The 17,215-nt window shown below is 52.0% G+C and carries 10 protein-coding genes; 2 read left to right on the top strand and 8 right to left on the bottom strand.

Features of this window, described 5'->3' with window-relative positions; translation table 11 throughout:
* Positions 1-86: 86 nt before the first annotated feature.
* From PXY01_RS14205 to PXY01_RS14170, 8 genes are all read right to left on the bottom strand, one after another.
* Positions 87-560: a cupin domain-containing protein gene (locus tag PXY01_RS14205; RefSeq protein WP_127570672.1), complete on the bottom strand. Its 474-nt coding sequence runs from the start codon at positions 558-560 to the stop codon at positions 87-89.
* A gap of 138 nt (positions 561-698) precedes the next feature.
* A complete protein-coding gene (locus PXY01_RS14200) occupies positions 699-1,964 on the bottom strand; it encodes an ABC transporter substrate-binding protein (protein WP_164744428.1) in 1,266 nt (421 codons plus the stop codon).
* Positions 1,964-4,564 carry a putative bifunctional diguanylate cyclase/phosphodiesterase gene (locus PXY01_RS14195; protein ID WP_127570670.1) on the bottom strand — a complete coding sequence of 867 codons (2,601 nt, stop codon included), beginning with the start codon at positions 4,562-4,564 and terminating at the stop codon, positions 1,964-1,966. The genes PXY01_RS14200 and PXY01_RS14195 overlap by 1 nt, the downstream gene beginning before the upstream one ends.
* Before the next feature lie 253 nt (positions 4,565-4,817).
* A complete protein-coding gene (gene nasC, locus PXY01_RS14190; RefSeq protein WP_127570669.1) occupies positions 4,818-6,998 on the bottom strand; it encodes an assimilatory nitrate reductase catalytic subunit NasC in 2,181 nt (726 codons plus the stop codon).
* 7 nt (positions 6,999-7,005) lie between these two features.
* Positions 7,006-9,456, bottom strand: a complete 2,451-nt coding sequence (nirB, locus tag PXY01_RS14185) for a nitrite reductase large subunit NirB (RefSeq protein ID WP_127570668.1) — start codon at positions 9,454-9,456, stop codon at positions 7,006-7,008.
* A gap of 653 nt (positions 9,457-10,109) precedes the next feature.
* A complete protein-coding gene (locus tag PXY01_RS14180) occupies positions 10,110-10,856 on the bottom strand; it encodes an amino acid ABC transporter ATP-binding protein (RefSeq protein WP_127570737.1) in 747 nt (248 codons plus the stop codon).
* 46 nt (positions 10,857-10,902) lie between these two features.
* On the bottom strand, positions 10,903-11,550 hold the full coding sequence (locus PXY01_RS14175) for an amino acid ABC transporter permease (protein WP_127570736.1): 648 nt from the start codon (positions 11,548-11,550) through the stop codon (positions 10,903-10,905).
* Positions 11,551-11,669: 119 nt separating this feature from the next.
* The gene (locus PXY01_RS14170; protein ID WP_127570667.1) at positions 11,670-12,497 is read right to left on the bottom strand and encodes a basic amino acid ABC transporter substrate-binding protein; all 828 of its coding nucleotides are present in this window, start codon (positions 12,495-12,497) and stop codon (positions 11,670-11,672) included.
* 319 nt (positions 12,498-12,816) lie between these two features.
* On the opposite strand from PXY01_RS14170, the gene PXY01_RS14165 reads away from it, so the two are divergent.
* Together PXY01_RS14165 and PXY01_RS14160 are read left to right on the top strand one after the other, a co-directional pair.
* Positions 12,817-13,719: a prohibitin family protein gene (locus PXY01_RS14165; RefSeq protein WP_127570666.1), complete on the top strand. Its 903-nt coding sequence runs from the start codon at positions 12,817-12,819 to the stop codon at positions 13,717-13,719.
* 306 nt (positions 13,720-14,025) lie between these two features.
* The gene (locus PXY01_RS14160) at positions 14,026-17,067 is read left to right on the top strand and encodes a cellulose binding domain-containing protein (RefSeq protein WP_127570665.1); all 3,042 of its coding nucleotides are present in this window, start codon (positions 14,026-14,028) and stop codon (positions 17,065-17,067) included.
* The last annotated feature ends 148 nt before the right edge of the window (positions 17,068-17,215 follow it).

The raw sequence follows: 17,215 nt of genomic DNA, 5'->3' as shown, positions 1-17,215 counted from the left end.
TCGATGTGATTCAACTGGTGTACTACTATAGTGTAGTCAGGCATAAAAATGGCGGCGCTGCATACGACAGCGCCGCCATTCTCTATCTATTTCTTAACGATCAGCTTAAAATCGTCGTAGTGAAAGCCTGGCGCGACGACACAAGAAACGAATACCGGCTCATCGCCGAGCGGACGTGCCTTCTGCCATACGCGAGCTGGAACAAGCGCTTGAGGCTGCTGCCCCTTCGCCACATCAACGCCTACAATAATCTCAGTTTCCTCTCCCGGCCTATCGCCGTCTCCACCAAGCGTCAGCAGCAGCGGGGAACCCGAATGCCACAGCCATAGCTCATCCGACAGAACGGTATGCCATGCCGACTCTTCGCCCGGATGAAGTACAAAATAAATCGAAGTCGCCGAAAAGCGCGGTCCAGAATATTCGCCGCCGAGCGTTTCCTGCGGAATCGTGAACGACGCCTTCCACAGCTCTTTATACCAGCCACCCTCTACGTGCGGCTGCAAGCCTAGCTTCTCTACAAGTGGAGAAAGCTCTCTAGTCGCGGTCATCGAATTTGCCATAACCTATCACCTATCCAATCATTTCTATATCTATAATCTCTGTATCTATAACAGCTACTAGTGTAGTCGGAATGTTTAATGATGTAAATGGATGTTTATTAGCAGTGCGAAGCTTACTCTCGCTATTTATTCAGCAGTTTAAGAATCGGATGTTACCTCCGTGTCGGCTCCAGCTTCAGATGTGAACTGAAAAAATGGTGACAGCAGCTCTAGCCGATCAGCAAGCTGACCTTTCAGCTTCGCTTCACTCGATGATAAGATGCTCTCCGAGGACTCGCCTGTCTTGTAGCGCCAGCTTATTTCTTCCTCCCATATTGATTTGGCTGCCGTATCGAGTGGAGTCAGCCGTATCGATGGCAGCTTATCGTACCACTTCGACATTTCAAGGTATTGATTATATCCGGCTTCCCGGCTCAGTTGAAACTCCAAGTAGCGCCATGCAGCTTCTTTGTTCTTGCTTTGTTTAGGTATTGCGCAAATGTATCCGTTCATAATGCCATATTGGTTGAACGGCAGCCTTGTCTTGCGCCATTGATCAGCCGTCTCCGGCGCCCATTGACGAAGCTGGTTATCAGCCCACTCGCCGTTAATGAACAGCATCAGTTCACCGTTCTGGAGAGCTGATTTCCCAAATCCGTCCCATATGGAGCCTTCAAGCGGCAGCTTCAAGGCATCTGCTTCTTTGACCATATCGAGCGCTTTAATAAAATTGTCACCGTTTCGGGCATATGAGCCGTCCGGATTAAAAAAGCCGGTCGTCAACGAATAAGGGAGCAAAGAATCCGTCGACCACTGCATAATTCGTTTACCCTGCGAAGCCAGATCTTTAGCCATCGCCATCCAGCGTTCCGGGCTTTCCAAATATTCGCCTAGCTCCTTCGGATCATCCGGATAGCCATACTGTTTCATTAGATCCGCCCGATAGAATGTAACCGCCGCTTGTAAAATATGAGGCATAAACACAAGCTTCGTGCCGTCCAATGACCGGAACCGATCCATATTTAATTTAGGAAAATAATCAGCCGCCACACGGAGCGCATTATAAGGCGGCAGAGACAAATCCTCAAAGGTATCATAGTTCATCAGATCCGGAATGAGGTTATAATCGAACTCAATAAGATCGGGCGGATTGTCGCTGTCGAGCGCAGCAAGTATTTCGTCCACCGAGCCGTTGAGCATACGCTGCCATTCGAGATTTACATTCTTTTCTCTCCGGAACTGATCTGGGATAAAATCCTCATGATCGTAGGAGGTCAAAATTCGAATCGTTGGGATAACCTCTTTCCCTTCCGACACTTCTTGATCATAGATCGGCTGGCTGTCCTCTAACACTTCCCCAGTATTACAGCCCTGCAATAGGAGAAAAAGCGACAACAGCGCTGGTGCTATCCATCTTGTTCGCATTACGCCGAGCCCTCCTCCGTTATAACTGTCGCGTTCGATTTCGGTTTGAACCATCCGGCAATCTCGGACGCTGGCATCGCTTGTCCATAATAATAGCCTTGCTGCAATCTACAGCCGATTGCGCTTAGCTCTTGTGCTTCATTGATGGTTTCGACCCCTTCTGCAACGACAAGCCAGTTGCGTGATTTGGACAACAGCATCATCGTCTCTATAATCGACAGCTTGTCGGAATCCTCGTGAAGCCCCTTCACGAATGTACGATCAATCTTAAAGCCGTCCACCGGAAGCCGATTCAGCATCCCAAGCGACGAGTAGCCCGTACCGAAATCGTCAATCCACACTTTAATTCCTTGCCGCTTCAACCTATGCAGTTCAGTAATGACCCGCTCCGGCTGCTTCGCGAACACTTCCTCTGTAATTTCGACCTCAAGCAGCGACGGCGGCGTCCCTGTGTCCGCGAGCAGCTTCTCGATAAAGCTAACAATGCCGTATTGCTGAATCTGAGTCGGTGACAAATTTAGAGCTACCGGCGCCGGCTCATAGCCTTGGTCGAGCCATTCCTTAAGCTGGCGGCAAGCCTCTGCAGCTACCCACTCCCCGATTGGCTTCAACAAGCCGCAGCTTTCGGCAATCGGAATAAAGCTTGCAGGCGAGACAAAACCGAATTCTGGATGAAACCAGCGGAGCAGCGCCTCAATCGAGACAAGCTTCTCCTCGTCTTTATCATAGATCGGCATATAATACAGCTGCAGCTGCTGCCGCTCTACTGCTTTACGCAGCTCGAACTCCAAACGCATCTGCTTCGATGGATCGGTAGCGGGCGGCGAATAAAATCGGTAATCACTGCCTCCGGCGCCTTTAGCCTCGTACATCGCGAAGTCCGCATTTTTGACGATCGTCTCCGCCTCTTCGCCACTAATCGTCGAGGAGCTGATCCCCATACTAAGCGTAACATACAATTCTTCATCGCCGATCTGGAACGGAAGCTCCATACTGCTCAGCAGCTCTTCCGAAATGTCCCGAATAACCGCGCGTCCGCATACCGAGATAAGGACAAATTCGTCGCCGCCAAGGCGGGCGATGAAAGCGCGGCCATCCACCATGCGCGTCAGCCTATACGCCACTTGTTGAAGAAGAATATCACCTACCGCATGTCCAAGTGTGTCATTAATGTGCTTGAAGCGATCGAGATCGATGAAGACAACATGCACGTCCTGGTCCTGCTGCGCATTATTAAGCGTATTCTGCAATTGCTCGTTGAAATGGCGTCTATTCGGAAGTCCAGTAAGCGGATCAAAATACGCTTGCTCACGGGATTCCATAAGCATCGAGCTGAGCTTCTCAGTAACGACACGGAAGTTGTCGACCAGCGAGTTAATTTCCTCCAGCTTGGAATGCGGCCACTCTGGTGCGATGCCAGCCTTCACCTTATCTGGTATCCCCTCCGATACAACGGCCAATCTGCGAATTCCTGAACCGAAGAAACGATAAATTAACAACGCGAACATGGCTACGATAGCCGTTACGTACAAGCAGCTCCTCATTTGTGCATTGTACACACTGTATACCTCATTGCGGTATGTATCGAGAGGGAGCCGAACATACAAATCGAACGACTTTAAATGGATTGGAAAAATAAAAGACATCTGCTTCCACTGCGTCCCGTTCCGCTCCATCCCATTACCAATGGTTGGACTCCACATTTTACGCTCGGAAAAATACTCCTGCCAATTGCTGACCTCAAGCCATTGCGGCATGGGCCTCGTTCCAACGGAAGTATGAAGCAGAGGCTCGCCACCTTTAAGAACAAGAACCGCTTCATAGGAATCAGCTGCCAGAACATTGTTAAGAAGCTGCTTGAACGTCACTTGCTCCAAATAACCGTTCAACCGTATCCCCCTCTGATCATCAGGGGACATGAGATTGACGGCACTCTGAACCGACAGGCTAGCTATATCCGCTTTATTATTAATTTCTCGAACAATCGTATGTTGAAAGCTTTGACCGCCGCTGATAATGAACACAACGGATAAGCCAATCATGGCGGATAGTGTAACATGAATGAGTGCCCGCGACAGGCGAAGCGGTCGATTGCTCAGCACTCGCCCTTGCTTAAATATCCCGGGCGACAAGTAACTCGTAATCATCTCCGCGACCAGCACGTTGCATAACCCGCCGGAAGCCATCATATACACAAAGAACAACGATTCTTGACTAAATAACCCGCCTTCTGCATTCGTTGCACAATAAAGCGGAATTCCGACTAGCAGCCAGTATAGGACTCCCCCTCCGATTAGACCGATATTCGGCCAACGGGATGCGAGCGCAAGAATGAGGAACACCTCTAATGTATGCGGCCACAGCTCTGCGAGAGGCTGAACAAAGATCAGCAGCAAACCATGCACCACAATGAGCAGCAGCGCACCAGCACGCCAGCCGAACCACGATGCGGCGAGAAGCAGCAGCGCCGCGCCGATCGAGAATGTAATGCCGAAAGACAAATGAATTGGAAACAAATATGACAAGTAGGCTGTAAGACCTATAAATATAAAAAGTATACAAGCCCATAAAGACTTGAATACACGGATTGAATTGTTCATTTTATTCCCCTTCTACGCTGTCGAATGCTGAGAATACTGCCGTAACAACGCGAAATACCATTTCTATGATCACGAACAAAACTGAGTACGAAGTCCTATAAATTTTCATCGGCTGCTTAGGCCAATTAATTCAGTAGATTTACTGCCGTTCACATTAAAAACACATTTTAAGTAAAAAAAAGACCGTCCGTCGGCTCAAGTCATTCGACGGTACAGTCTTAGTCCCTTCAATCTACGCTTATAATTTATACAGCTAGGCGAATTGCGCGTCGTTCGCGAGAAGCGGTCGAATATGAACAGCACATACTTTGAAGCCAGGCATCCGGCAGGTCGGGTCGAGCGCTTGATTCGTTATTTTATTTACGTTCTGAACGTCTCCCCAATGCATAGGCACAAATACCGTGTCCTCTCGAATCGTCCGGGTTACACGGCAGCGCACGACGATTTCGCCCCGTCTTGAGGTCAGCACGGCAAGCCGGCCGTCTGCTACGCCAAACCTTCTAGCCGCATTCGGGTGCAGCTCAACGAAGGACTCAACGTCACGCGATGCAAGCGTATGGCTGCGCCGTGTCTGGACGCCAGTCAGGTAGTGACTGAGGACCCGGCCTGTCGTCAAGTAGATCGGGTAATCAGCATCCGTCCGTTCGTCAGGGAAATGGTTATCGACGACGACGATCTCGGCTAGACCATCGCTATGCGCGAAGGTATCCGAGAACATCCGGCTAACTCCTTGACTGTCCTCAGACGGACAAGGCCAGTATACCCCTTCCTCCCGGCGCAGACGATCATACGTAATCCCGTAATAATCAGCGATCCCGCCTCGACTGGCCAGACGCAGCTCTTCGAATATTTGCTCAACGTCGGAGAACCGGAAGTAGTCTCCCCGTCCGATCGCCTCGGCAATATCGCATAATATTCGCCAATCATGTCTTGCTTCTCCGGGAGCTGGGCGATCGGCCTCGCGCAGAAGTACACGTCCCTCAAGATTCGTAAGCGTCCCCGCATTCTCCAAATAAGCCGTCACGGGCAGAATAAGATCGGCTGAGCGTGCGGTCTCGGACATGAACATATCCGCAACAACGAGAAATTCGAGCCGCTCCATTGCCGCTTCAACCAAATTGGCATTCGGATTCGAGACGACTGGATTCGAGCCCATGACAAGCAGCGCTTTGATTTCTCCGTCGTACACCTTCTCCATCATCTCATACGCGGATACGCCTTTGCCAGGCAGCTCCTTGGGATCAATCCCCCAGACTCCAGCGATGTACTTGCGATGCTCTTCGTTCTCGATCAGACGGTAACCCGGCAGCTGATCAGCCTTCTGACCGTGCTCACGGCCGCCTTGTCCATTGCCCTGCCCTGTAACAGCACCGTAGCCGCAGCCTGGCTTGCCGATTTTCCCAGTCAGAAGGACAAGATTAATGAAATTACGTACCGCCATATAACCGTCCGTCTGCTGCTCGACACCTCTTGCCGTAAATACCATTCCGGTCTCTGCGCGGCCGAAAGCGGCTGCCGCACGACGGATCGAGTCTTGCGGCACACCTGTTAGCAATGCGATTTCCTCCAGAGACTGTGCTCCTATATGCGCGCGAAGCGCCTCGTATCCTTTGGTTCGAGCACGAACGAAGGCTTCATCGACCATCCCTTCGTCGAATATCGTCCGCAGCATCCCATTCACGAGCGCTGCATCCATGCCAGGCTTCACCTTTAAGTGTAAATCTGCCAGCTTCGAGGTCGCGGTCTCGCGCGGATCAATCACGATGATATATGCCCCGTTCTCCTTGGCCTTCGTGAAGTAAGGCGTCAAAGTCGGCTGGCATTCGGCAATGTTCGTGCCTGCAAGGATGATGCATTTTGCTAGCGGTATATCTGACAGCGGGTTCGTCAGCCCGCGGTCGATGCCAAACGTTTTATTGCCTGCGGATGCGGCAGCCGACATACAGAACCTGCCATTGTAATCAATATATTTGGTGCGCAGCGCCACGCGTGCGAATTTGCCAAGCAAATAAGACGTTTCGTTCGTCAATGACCCTCCGCCGTACAAGCCAATAGCATCGCGGCCATGACGCTTTACAATCGATTGAAAGCGCTCGGCAATTATCGCGTTCGCTTCCTCCCACGTTATACGCTCGAATTTCCCATTGCGCTTCGCAAGCGGATGAAGAATTCTGTCCTCACTAACTGCATGCTGATACGCATTCATTCCTTTGACGCACAGACGTCCTTCCGACGCCTTGTTTGGTTTAGGCTCAACTTCGTATTGGACGTCCGGAGTAACTCTATTTGATCCAATCTGAGCGGATGCCGCTATAACCTTTTCCGTCAACTTCATCTTGCACTGTACACTGCAGAACGGACACTGCGTCTCCATGACCAGCTCCGCTGCGGCAGCTTCGCAAGACTGCTGATCGATCGGTGTATATTCTCTCATCGTTCATTCACCTCACAACGGCCGTATACTGCCCCATCAAATTATCATTGCTGCTGGTTACAAGGCTAGGATCGTAATTGGAAACAGGATCGGTATGTGCATAAGCCGGTTCCTCCACCTGCATAGACACAGCCGTTCGAGCAAGGAGCATACGGCGGCTTCGCAGATCAAGCAGCTTCTCACGCACGGCTACAACTCCGTTCCTCTCCAGCCATTGCCATACCATCTCACCATAATAGGCTTCTTCCGCGAATAGCTGCAGCAACGCGGAGACGGCAGATATCGCAGCCGTATTGTCCGGTTCAGTGAACAGCAGCTTCGCCTCCTTCACCTCAGGACCGGCACTGCCTCCAGCATACAGCTCCCAGCCGCTTGGCGTGCCAACAAGTCCGACATCCCGAATAAGCGTACCTGCCCGGTGCAGCGGACTAGCCGAGACACCTATGCTTACGGCTGAAGGCAGCTGCAATCTCTCCAGTCGGCATTCCAATGCAGCGCCTACCGAGACAGATTCACGGAACGCGCCGCGCTCGTAAGCTTTGCCGCCACAAGTAACGACTGCTGTTACTGGATGGCCGTATGATGCTTGCGCATCGGTCATGCCGAGTGCGCTAGCAACGCCTGACGCACTCTCGGCTGACAGCCCAAGCAGCTCCAGCCGGCCTTCGCCGCTCAGCTTCGCGAGCGGTACGTCATAGCACTCGATTGCATCAGCAATTCGGCGCAGCTGAGCCGCTGTCATCAAACCGCCATACAAGCGAGGCTGAACCGCATAGGTGCCGTTCGCAAGCGGCGTATAAGAAGGCTGAGCTGATGCTGGGGATGATACGGGCTCGCTTGCTGTAAAGCTTGTCGAAATGCCGATATAGTAGCGGATAGCCGGGCGGCAGACGCCGCAGCCATCCGGCGTGCGCCAACCAAGCGCCGTCATCGCCTCAGACACAGCGCCATATTGCCCTGCCATCACCGCCTCCTTGAGCTCCTCACGGCTCAGCTCCGTACAGCCGCATGCCGGAATCTTCAGTTCCTCATCCTCGCCTCCGCTTTGCTGCACCGCCTCCAGAATCGCAGCAACGAGCGGCTTGCAGCCTCCGCACGAGCTTGCAGCGCGTGTACATTCGCGCACCTGCTCGAACGTTTCCAAGCTGTTATCCTTAATGGCCCCAACAATCGTTCCTTTGTTAACACCGTTACAAGAACAGATCGTCTCCGCATCCGACAACGAGCATACATATTCAACGTCACCGCCTCCAGCGGGACGGCCCGAAGAGGAAGCGTCTGCCTCCAGCACCGATACGTCAGCTCCTTGCTTCACATAGCTGAGCAGCTTGTTGCTATCCGAGCTGTCGCCGAACAGAACGGCGCCGACGATTTTGTTGTTGCGGATGCCGATCTTACGGTATGTGCCACGAATACCGTCATATGTCTGCACCATCGTGGACAGCTCCGAATCGTCTATATCTCCAACTGAAAATACATCCACGCCAGAAACTTTCAATTGGGAATACAGAACCGAGCCTTTGTAACCTTCGGTATCCATGCCGCATATCGCGCGTGCAAGCACCTTGCCTTGTTCATAAAGCGGCGCAACAAGACCATATACAATTCCGCGATGCTCCGCGCATTCCCCGACCGCATAGATGCCAGGCACGCTCGTTTCCATTCGGTCGTTAACGACGATCGCCCGATTCACTTCAATGCCAGAATCAGCGGCCAGCTTAACGTTCGGCCTGATGCCGACGGCGATAACGACCAGATCGACGGCACACTTCGTGCCGTCGCTGAACTGAAGGCCTTCAACTCGCTTGCGGCCAAGAATGCGCTCTGTCTTTTTGCCCAACAAGAATTTCATGCCTTGCTTCTCCAGCTCCAGCTTCAGCAAATCGGCCGCCCGCGCATCCAGCTGACGGTTCATTAGATAGCTCGTATTATGAACGACATGCACTTCCTCCATTCCGAGATTCAGCAGTCCGCGCGCCGCTTCGAGTCCAAGCAATCCTCCGCCGATGACCGCTGCACGCTTATATTCACGGCTGGCTTCGATCATCGTCTTACAATCCTTCATATCGCGGAATGCCGTAACCCCAGGCTTATCAATTCCCGGCAGCGGCAGCATAAACGGCAATGATCCGGTAGCAATAATAAGCTTATCGTAATTCGTCCGCCGCCCTTGATCGGTATGAACAACGCGATTGACCGTATCAATGTAAGTTACCGTCTCACCTGTATAAAGCGTAATGTTCCGATCTTTATACCATTGCCAATCATTTATCGTAATTTCAGAAATCGGCGTATCACCCTGCAGCACCTTTGACAGCATAATCCGGTTATAGTTCGGATGCGGCTCAGAGCCGAATATGGTGACGTCAAACATATCCGGATGAAGATTTAATATCTCTTCCACACAGCGAACGCCCGCCATCCCATTGCCGATCAAAACCAGCTTGTGCTTCGTCATTCCGTTCCCTCCAGCTCCCAAGACCGCACTCAAACGGTCGTGCAAGATATGTAAATATATATGACATATAGTAGCGAAATTATGTAAATTCGAATCTTATCTGAATAGAGTGTTAGAAAAAGTGACATATGTACTACTGTACTCCACCCCGAACGAACAATCAATAGCGATTAAGTATCAATTCTGTTGAAGATTCGCTAGATTCTTCTTTGGAATAACGAAAGGGTATGTCACAATACATGACGCAATCAATAGAACGGTTTCAACTTTACAGTTGTTCATCTTTGCAGGAATGGCATCTTACAAAGTACCTCTTGGTTACGGACTGCGGCTTAGGTTCAAGCATTCGGGAAATTCCGTCTCAATAGCCTTCCGTTCGCACAACCTTTGCGAAGGATCGATTATTTCCTCGGAAATAGACAAGCCTCGACATTCTCTGACTAACTTGCTTGTTTCATTTTGCTGAGAGCTGAGACTATGTGAGAAAACCAATTCTAGAGGCTGTGTACGAACATGATAACCCATCTCTTGTACAGCTTCTGCACGCGCATACAATAAAACCGAGATATGTAACTGCGCTGGTGCAGCACTGTTTGGGTCACACCAGTTGCGCTTGCTCGGTTGGGAGAGTTGTCCCTTTCGTTCTAACAGCATTACAGCACTTTCGACAAAAAGCTTCTCGTCCGCTCCTCGCGGGGAGCTTCGAGCAGCTCAGAGGGAGTGCCTTCCTCTATGATGCGTCCCTGCTCCATAAACAAGATTCGGTCGCCGACCTCCCGCGCAAAGCCGATCTCATGCGTTACGACGACCATCGTCATCCCTTCCTCCGCCAGCTCGTTCATGACGTTAAGCACCTCTCCGACCATCTCTGGATCAAGCGCCGACGTCGGCTCGTCGAACAGCATCAGCTTCGGCTCCATCGCAAGTGCCCTTGCAATGGCAACGCGCTGCATTTGCCCGCCCGACAGCGCCGATGGCATCGCATTCGCTTTGGCCTCAAGTCCGACCTTACGGAGCAGCTCCATCCCTTTGCTTATCGCTTGCTCACGGGATAATCCGCGAGCCCGAATCGGAGCAAGCGTTATATTGTCGATCACATTCATATGGGGAAATAAATTAAACTGTTGAAATACCATTCCGATCTCCACGCGCATGCGGTGAAGCGGCACACTTGAGGAGGAATCCGACGTCGCTTGAGTCCCTGTCAACGCTTTGCCGTCAATGTACACCTCACCCTTCTCCGGTATTTCAAGCGCATTCATGCAGCGGAGCAGCGTCGACTTCCCAGAGCCTGATGGACCGATAAGCACAATGACTTCCCCTGGCATGACGCGGAGATTAATATCGATCAGCACCGTCGATTTGCCGAACGCTTTGTATACGCCCTTTAATTCCACCATCGCCGTCGGCTTGACAGAGCTCGATGCCCCCGGTATCACCATCTTCTTACAGCCTCCTCTCCACATACACCAGCAGCTTATTCAGTGCATAGGTGAGCACCAAATAAAGCAGCGCCGCCGTCAAATATGGCTCCCATACGCGCATATACTGCCCGCGCATTGCATTACTCCAATACATGATCTCCGGAGCGGCAATTAAAGCGACGAGCGAGGAGTCCTTCACCAGCACGATAAATTCATTGCCGAATGCCGGAACCATTCGCTTCACCGCCTGCGGCAAAACGATATACCGCATCGTCTGCCATGACGTAAGGCCGAGCGATATCGCCGCCTCCCGCTGACCGCGGTCAATCGACTGAATACCGGCCCGATAGATTTCCGCCGTGTATGCAGCAGAATTGAGCGACAGCGCCGTTACAGCCGCGATAACCGCATCCGAACGACCAAGGACGAGAGGCACGAGTCCAAAATGGACAATAAGAATTTGCACGTAAAGCGGCGTTCCGCGAAAAAAGTGAATATACCCATTCATCGGCCAACTCCAATAGGGCCGCCGAGACATTTTTCCGAAGCCGACTACTAGCCCGAGAATGAGACCAATTACGATCGACGCCGCGGACACCGATACGGTCAGCAGCAGCCCGCGGGCTAAGAGCGGAGCGTAATCCCATACGATATCGAATCGAAAGTCCATTAATCGGATCACTCCCTTCACTCCCGATGCGCTCACCCCGATAACGTTCCTCCGCGCAGCAATAGCAATAGGCATGCGCTCCCGCGGTTTGCTCCGGCGCATGCGCATGCCTGATCCAGTTATTCTGCCTTCAAGAGCGGCGTGATGTCCGGCTTATCGCCAAGCCATTTTTCATAGATAGCCGCGTACTCATCGCTTGCAATTACCTTCTTAATCGCTGGATCGAGCTTCGCCTTCAATTCACTGCCGGTCGGCAGCAGAATGCCATAAAACTCCGAGGCAAAATGAGTCCGGTCAACGATGCCCTCGTAATGCTTATCTGGGTTGTTACGAACATACTCGCCGACGACGGCGATATCAGCCACAACCGCGTCGACACCGTTGTTGTCCAGTTCAAGCAGGGCAAGCACATTACTATCGAACCGCTTTAGATCTGTGCTGGATTGCCCCATAATGCCGCTCATAAGCGTATCGGCAGTCGTCGCGCCCTGGACAGCCACCTTTTTGCCGACAAGATCGGCCGCACTCTTGATGCCGCTGCCTTCCTTCGTCAGGATCATATTCGTCGATTCAAAATACGGAGCCGAGAAATCATACGACTGCTCTCGTTCTGAAGTGATTGAAACTGCCGAAATCGCCGCATCATATTCTCCACCGCCGCCGTCAAGCAGACTGTTCATCAATGCGTCCCAGCCAACATTAACCACCTTGTAAGACAAGCCTGCTTCCTTCATAACCGCAGCTAGAAGATCAATATCAAAGCCGACAATCTTGTCTTTATCCATCAGCTCCATCGGGGCGTATGATGCATCTGTTGCAATTATGTAAGTTTTATCTCCCTGCTCACCGTCCTGATCTTTCGAGCTGCAGCCGCCAATCGTTAACACAAGCAGCAGCAAGGCGGCGCCCATTATAATCCCTCGACTGCGGTTGTTTCCTAATTTCATCGGTCTCCCCCCTCGACTACTTCTACTCATATGCTTTTCTCTTAGCCGCATTCCTCATTTAAGCTGAGTTGATTCTAGCAATGTCCCCCGACAGCTGTAAACGTAATTATCTAAATCTTGTGACAATTTATAAAATGAATGTGCTTCATGCTGAACAGTCACAACAAAAATAATAAATATGAGCTCTACGCAAAATTCGGGTATAGTTCTCGATTCGTGACATACGATTAGACCGAACCTCTTCCTTTGCAACTATCCCTCAATTTCTACGTATTCCTAGGTATAGTAATTATTTATTACGATCCAAGGAGGCCTGTACATGAATATCCACTCTGATATGAACCCGAATCCGAGACGACGCACAGCTTCATGGAAACTGACAATCGGTATCGTCGGCATTCTGCTCCTTCTGTTGATCGGCTTTAACAGCTTCGCCACGGTTCAATACGGTCACGTTGGTCTGTATAAAACATTCGGTAAGCTGAACGACAGCGTGCTTGAGCCCGGCATCCATCTGAAAATTCCATTCATCCAAACCGTCATTCAAGTGAACACGCAGGTGACCAAAGCCGAGACCGACTCCACCGCATCCTCCAAGGACCTGCAGCCCGTCTCGACTCACGTTGCAGTCAACTTTTCTGTCAACAAAGCTTCTGCATTCAATCTGATGAACAACGTCGGCGCCAATTACGACAGCGTGATTATTAGTCCCGCCGTCCAAGAGATTGTGAAGGAAGTAACCGCCCGCTATCCGGCCGAGGAATTGATTTCCAAACGCGACGTCGTCGCCAATGAAATCAGCACTCTGTTGACGCAGCGTCTCGCCAAATACGACCTGCTCGTAAAAGAAATTAACATCGTCAATTTCAAATTCAGCGACGCGTTCAATCAATCCATTGAAGCGAAGCAGGTCGCCCAGCAGCAGGCGCTGAAAGCGGAGAACGACCTTAAGCGTATCCAGATCGAAGCGAAGCAGAAGATCGCTCAAGCCGAGGCGGAGGCGGAAGCGCTCAAGCTGAAGAAGCAAGAGGTCACGCCTGAGCTCGTACAGCTCAAGCAGATTGAGGTACAGGAGAAGGCGCTTGAAAAATGGGACGGCCGACTCCCTTCTGTAACAGGCGGCGCCACACCGTTCCTCGACGTCCAATCGTTCATTAATCAACCTGCACAGACAACCGTATCCTCGCAGCCAGACCTGCAGCAATCGGAGAAGGCCCAATAAGCCCCTCACAATAGAAGGTCAGGCGGAGAACAACATGCTTGTTATCCGCCTACCTTGTTCGTCTTTATATGCGAAATGGAGCTGAAACTGGTCACAATATGACAATGAAATAAGTATCGTTAGTGTATAGTCAGGTGCTAATCAGCATGCTAATATGTAAACGCATTCATTTGGCAGGGGGTGAATTTCTGACGGCTATAAGCACCCTCGCATGAACGAGGTTGCTTGATTCGACATGAATACGAATTTTTACACAAAATCGAAAACGTTTTCGAAATCTTGATTTTTTGGATTGGAGGTACTATTATGACTCGTAACAGGCTGACCAGATGGTGCAGCTCGCTGCTTGCGACGGTATTAATCGGCACATCGCTGTCCATCGTCGCTCCAACAGCAAGCGCAGCTCCGAGCGCGCCTTATACGTGGAAGAACGTGAACACGGGCGCAGGCGGCGGCTTCGTGCCAGGTATTATTTTTAATGAGAAGGAAAAAGATCTGATCTACGCCCGGACTGATATTGGCGGCGCCTACCGATGGAATCCATCCGACAACAGCTGGATTCCGCTGCTCGACAGCGTTGGCTGGACCGACTGGGGCAAGAACGGCGTCGATGCACTGGCGACCGATCCTATTGACCCAGACCGCGTCTACATTGCAGCAGGCATGTATACGAACGGATGGGACCCGAATCATGGCTACATTATGCGTTCTTCGGACCGTGGAAACACGTGGCAGAGCACCCAGCTCCCATTCCATATTGGAGGCAACATGCCGGGGCGCTCAATGGGCGAACGGCTTGCAATTGACCCTAATAAGAACAGCATCCTCTATTTCGGTGCCCGCAGCGGCAACGGACTTTGGAGAAGTACCGACTACGGCGTAACGTGGAGCCAAGTGACGAACTTCCCGAACGTCGGGAATTATGTCCAAGATCCGTCTAATTCTTACACAGCAGATATTATGGGCATCGCCTGGATTACGTTCGACAAGTCGACCGGCACGCCAGGCAGCGCGACGCAGACGATCTATGTAGGCGTTGCCGACAAGCAAGAAAGCATCTACCGCAGTACGGACGGCGGCGCAACCTGGTCAGCCGTTCCGGGACAGCCGACTGGCTTCATCCCTCATCACGGTGAAATATCGAACGGCCATCTCTACATTACCTACAATGATAGCAGCGGCCCTTACGACGGGGTGAAAGGCGACGTCTACAAGCTCAATACGACAACCGGAGTCTGGACCAATATCAGCCCCGTTCCGAGCACGAGTGGAGACAACTATTTCGGATACGGCGGGCTTGCGGTCGACCGGACGAATCCAGACACCATTATGGTCGCAACGTTGAACTCGTGGTGGCCGGATGCGAACATCTATCGTTCGACCGACGGCGGCGCGACATGGTCGAGCATCTGGTCGTGGAACGGCTATCCGGATCGAAACCTTCTCTATACGCAGGACATTTCGGCTGCTCCTTGGCTCGATTTCGGATCGAATCCTCAGCCTCCAGAGCCGGCACTGAAGCTCGGCTGGATGATCGGTGATCTGGAGATCGACCCGTTCAATCCGAATCGGATGATGTACGGCACAGGCGCGACGATCTACGGCACGAACAACCTGCTCGATTGGGGTACCTCGAAGAAAGTGAACATTACCGTCATGGCCAAAAATTTGGAGGAAATGGCCGTATTCGATCTTGCCAGCCCTCCTTCCGGCGCTCTGCTTCTCAGCGCTATCGGCGACGTCTCGGGCTTCCGGCATAACGATCTGACGACGGCCCCAGCCAAAATTTTCAAAGGACCGGACACAACCGTGAGCCTCGACTTTGCGGAATCGAGTCCGAACTTCGTAGCACGAGTCGGCACAGCAAACAATGCTTCGACCCCTTCCATCGCCTTCTCGTACGATGGCGGCAGCAACTGGTTTAACCCAAGTCAGCCGGCCGGGACGCTGGGCGGCGGCGACATTGCGGTCGCAGCGGACGGCAGCCAAATCGTATGGAGCACGTCCGACATCGGCGTCTATTATTCCGTCGGCGGCAACTCATGGACGGCAAGCACGGGCGTGCCTGCGGGTGCAAAGGTCGCATCCGACCGCGTCAACAAGAACAAGTTCTATGCCCTCGCCAATGGCAAGCTGTATGTCTCTACGAACGGCGGCGCTTCGTTCACGCAGACTGCGGCAACGGGCTTACCGAGCACGGGTGACTTAAGAACGGTGTTCGGCATTGAGGGGGACCTCTGGATTGCAGGCGGCAGCGACACGACGGTATACGGCCTGTGGCATTCGACGGACGGAGGCGCTTCGTTCACGAAGCTGTCGAACGTTCAGGAGGCGGACGTTGTCGGCTTCGGCAAAGCGGCGCCTGGCCAGACCTATCCAGCCGTGTATACCTCCGCTAAGATCGATAACGTCCGCGGCATTTTCCGTTCGGACGACGCGGGCGCTTCATGGGTTCGTATTAACGACGACCAGCATCAATACGGTGTAACGAACATCGCTATTACTGGCGACCAACGCACCTATGGACGGGTCTATCTGGGAACGAACGGACGCGGCATCCTATATGGCGACCCTAGCGGCACTACACCACCGGTCAATAACTCAACCATCACACCGACGATCGCCACTTTCGATAAAAACACGGCGAATCAAGCCGACATCGGCGTTACGCTAGCGCTGAACGGCAACACGCTGTCCGGCATTAAGAATGGTTCTGCATCGCTCATATCCGGTACAGATTATACCGTGAGCGGCTCTACCGTGACGATTAAGAAAAGCTATCTAGCAAGCCTTGCCGTCGGTATGGCAAGCCTAACATTCGACTTCAGCGCGGGCATCGATCCGGTGCTCTCCATATCCATTGTCGATACGACGACAACCAATCCGCCGGTTAACGGCAGCTTCAAGATTCAAATGTACAATGGCACGACCTCTGAATCCAACAACACGATTGCTCCTCGTATCAAAATTATAAATACAGGTACGACGGCTCTTCAGTTGTCCGATGTGAAGCTCCGCTACTATTATACGGCTGATGCGAACAAGACGCAGGCGTTCTGGTGCGACTGGTCGCATGTGGACAGCTCGAACGTCACCGGCAGCTTCGTCACGATGGCTACGCCGAAGACAGGAGCCGACACGTATTTCGAGATCGGTTTCACCAGCGGCGCAGGCTCCCTGGCGCCGGGCGCTTCTGCCGATGTGCTCATTCGCATCTCCCGCACTGACTGGACGAACTATACGCAAACCAACGATTACTCGTTCAATTCGACAGGCTCCTCCTACGCCGATTGGACGAAAATGACCGGCTACCTGTCCGGTCAGCTGCAATGGGGCATCGAGCCGTAAAGCGAACCAAAAACGGATGAGTAGAGAGATTCTCTACCCATCCGTTTTTAAGTATCTATAATGTTATCTGCACTGAACGGTCTTCTATCTCGCCATTATGGCTCTATTATAATCAACCAACCATTATTGGCTAAAATCTAGTAAATAG

It is taken from the genome of Paenibacillus xylaniclasticus (assembly GCF_004001065.1).
Lineage (GTDB): Bacteria > Bacillota > Bacilli > Paenibacillales > Paenibacillaceae > Paenibacillus_T > Paenibacillus_T xylaniclasticus.
Note: the sequence above shows the minus strand (reverse complement) of the source record. Positions and strands in the feature narration are given on the sequence as shown.

Bases quoted from the DNA above. Each gene is read 5' to 3' on its own strand.
- PXY01_RS14205 (WP_127570672.1), bottom strand. From the start codon at position 560: ATGGCAAATTCGATGACCGCGACTAGAGAGCTTTCTCCACTTGTAGAG.
- PXY01_RS14200 (WP_164744428.1), bottom strand. From the start codon at position 1,964: ATGCGAACAAGATGGATAGCACCAGCGCTGTTGTCGCTTTTTCTCCTA.
- PXY01_RS14195 (WP_127570670.1), bottom strand. From the start codon at position 4,564: ATGAACAATTCAATCCGTGTATTCAAGTCTTTATGGGCTTGTATACTT.
- nasC (WP_127570669.1), bottom strand. From the start codon at position 6,998: ATGAGAGAATATACACCGATCGATCAGCAGTCTTGCGAAGCTGCCGCA.
- nirB (WP_127570668.1), bottom strand. From the start codon at position 9,456: ATGACGAAGCACAAGCTGGTTTTGATCGGCAATGGGATGGCGGGCGTT.
- PXY01_RS14180 (WP_127570737.1), bottom strand. From the start codon at position 10,856: ATGGTGGAATTAAAGGGCGTATACAAAGCGTTCGGCAAATCGACGGTG.
- PXY01_RS14175 (WP_127570736.1), bottom strand. From the start codon at position 11,550: ATGGACTTTCGATTCGATATCGTATGGGATTACGCTCCGCTCTTAGCC.
- PXY01_RS14170 (WP_127570667.1), bottom strand. From the start codon at position 12,497: ATGAAATTAGGAAACAACCGCAGTCGAGGGATTATAATGGGCGCCGCC.
- PXY01_RS14165 (WP_127570666.1), top strand. From the start codon at position 12,817: ATGAATATCCACTCTGATATGAACCCGAATCCGAGACGACGCACAGCT.
- PXY01_RS14160 (WP_127570665.1), top strand. From the start codon at position 14,026: ATGACTCGTAACAGGCTGACCAGATGGTGCAGCTCGCTGCTTGCGACG.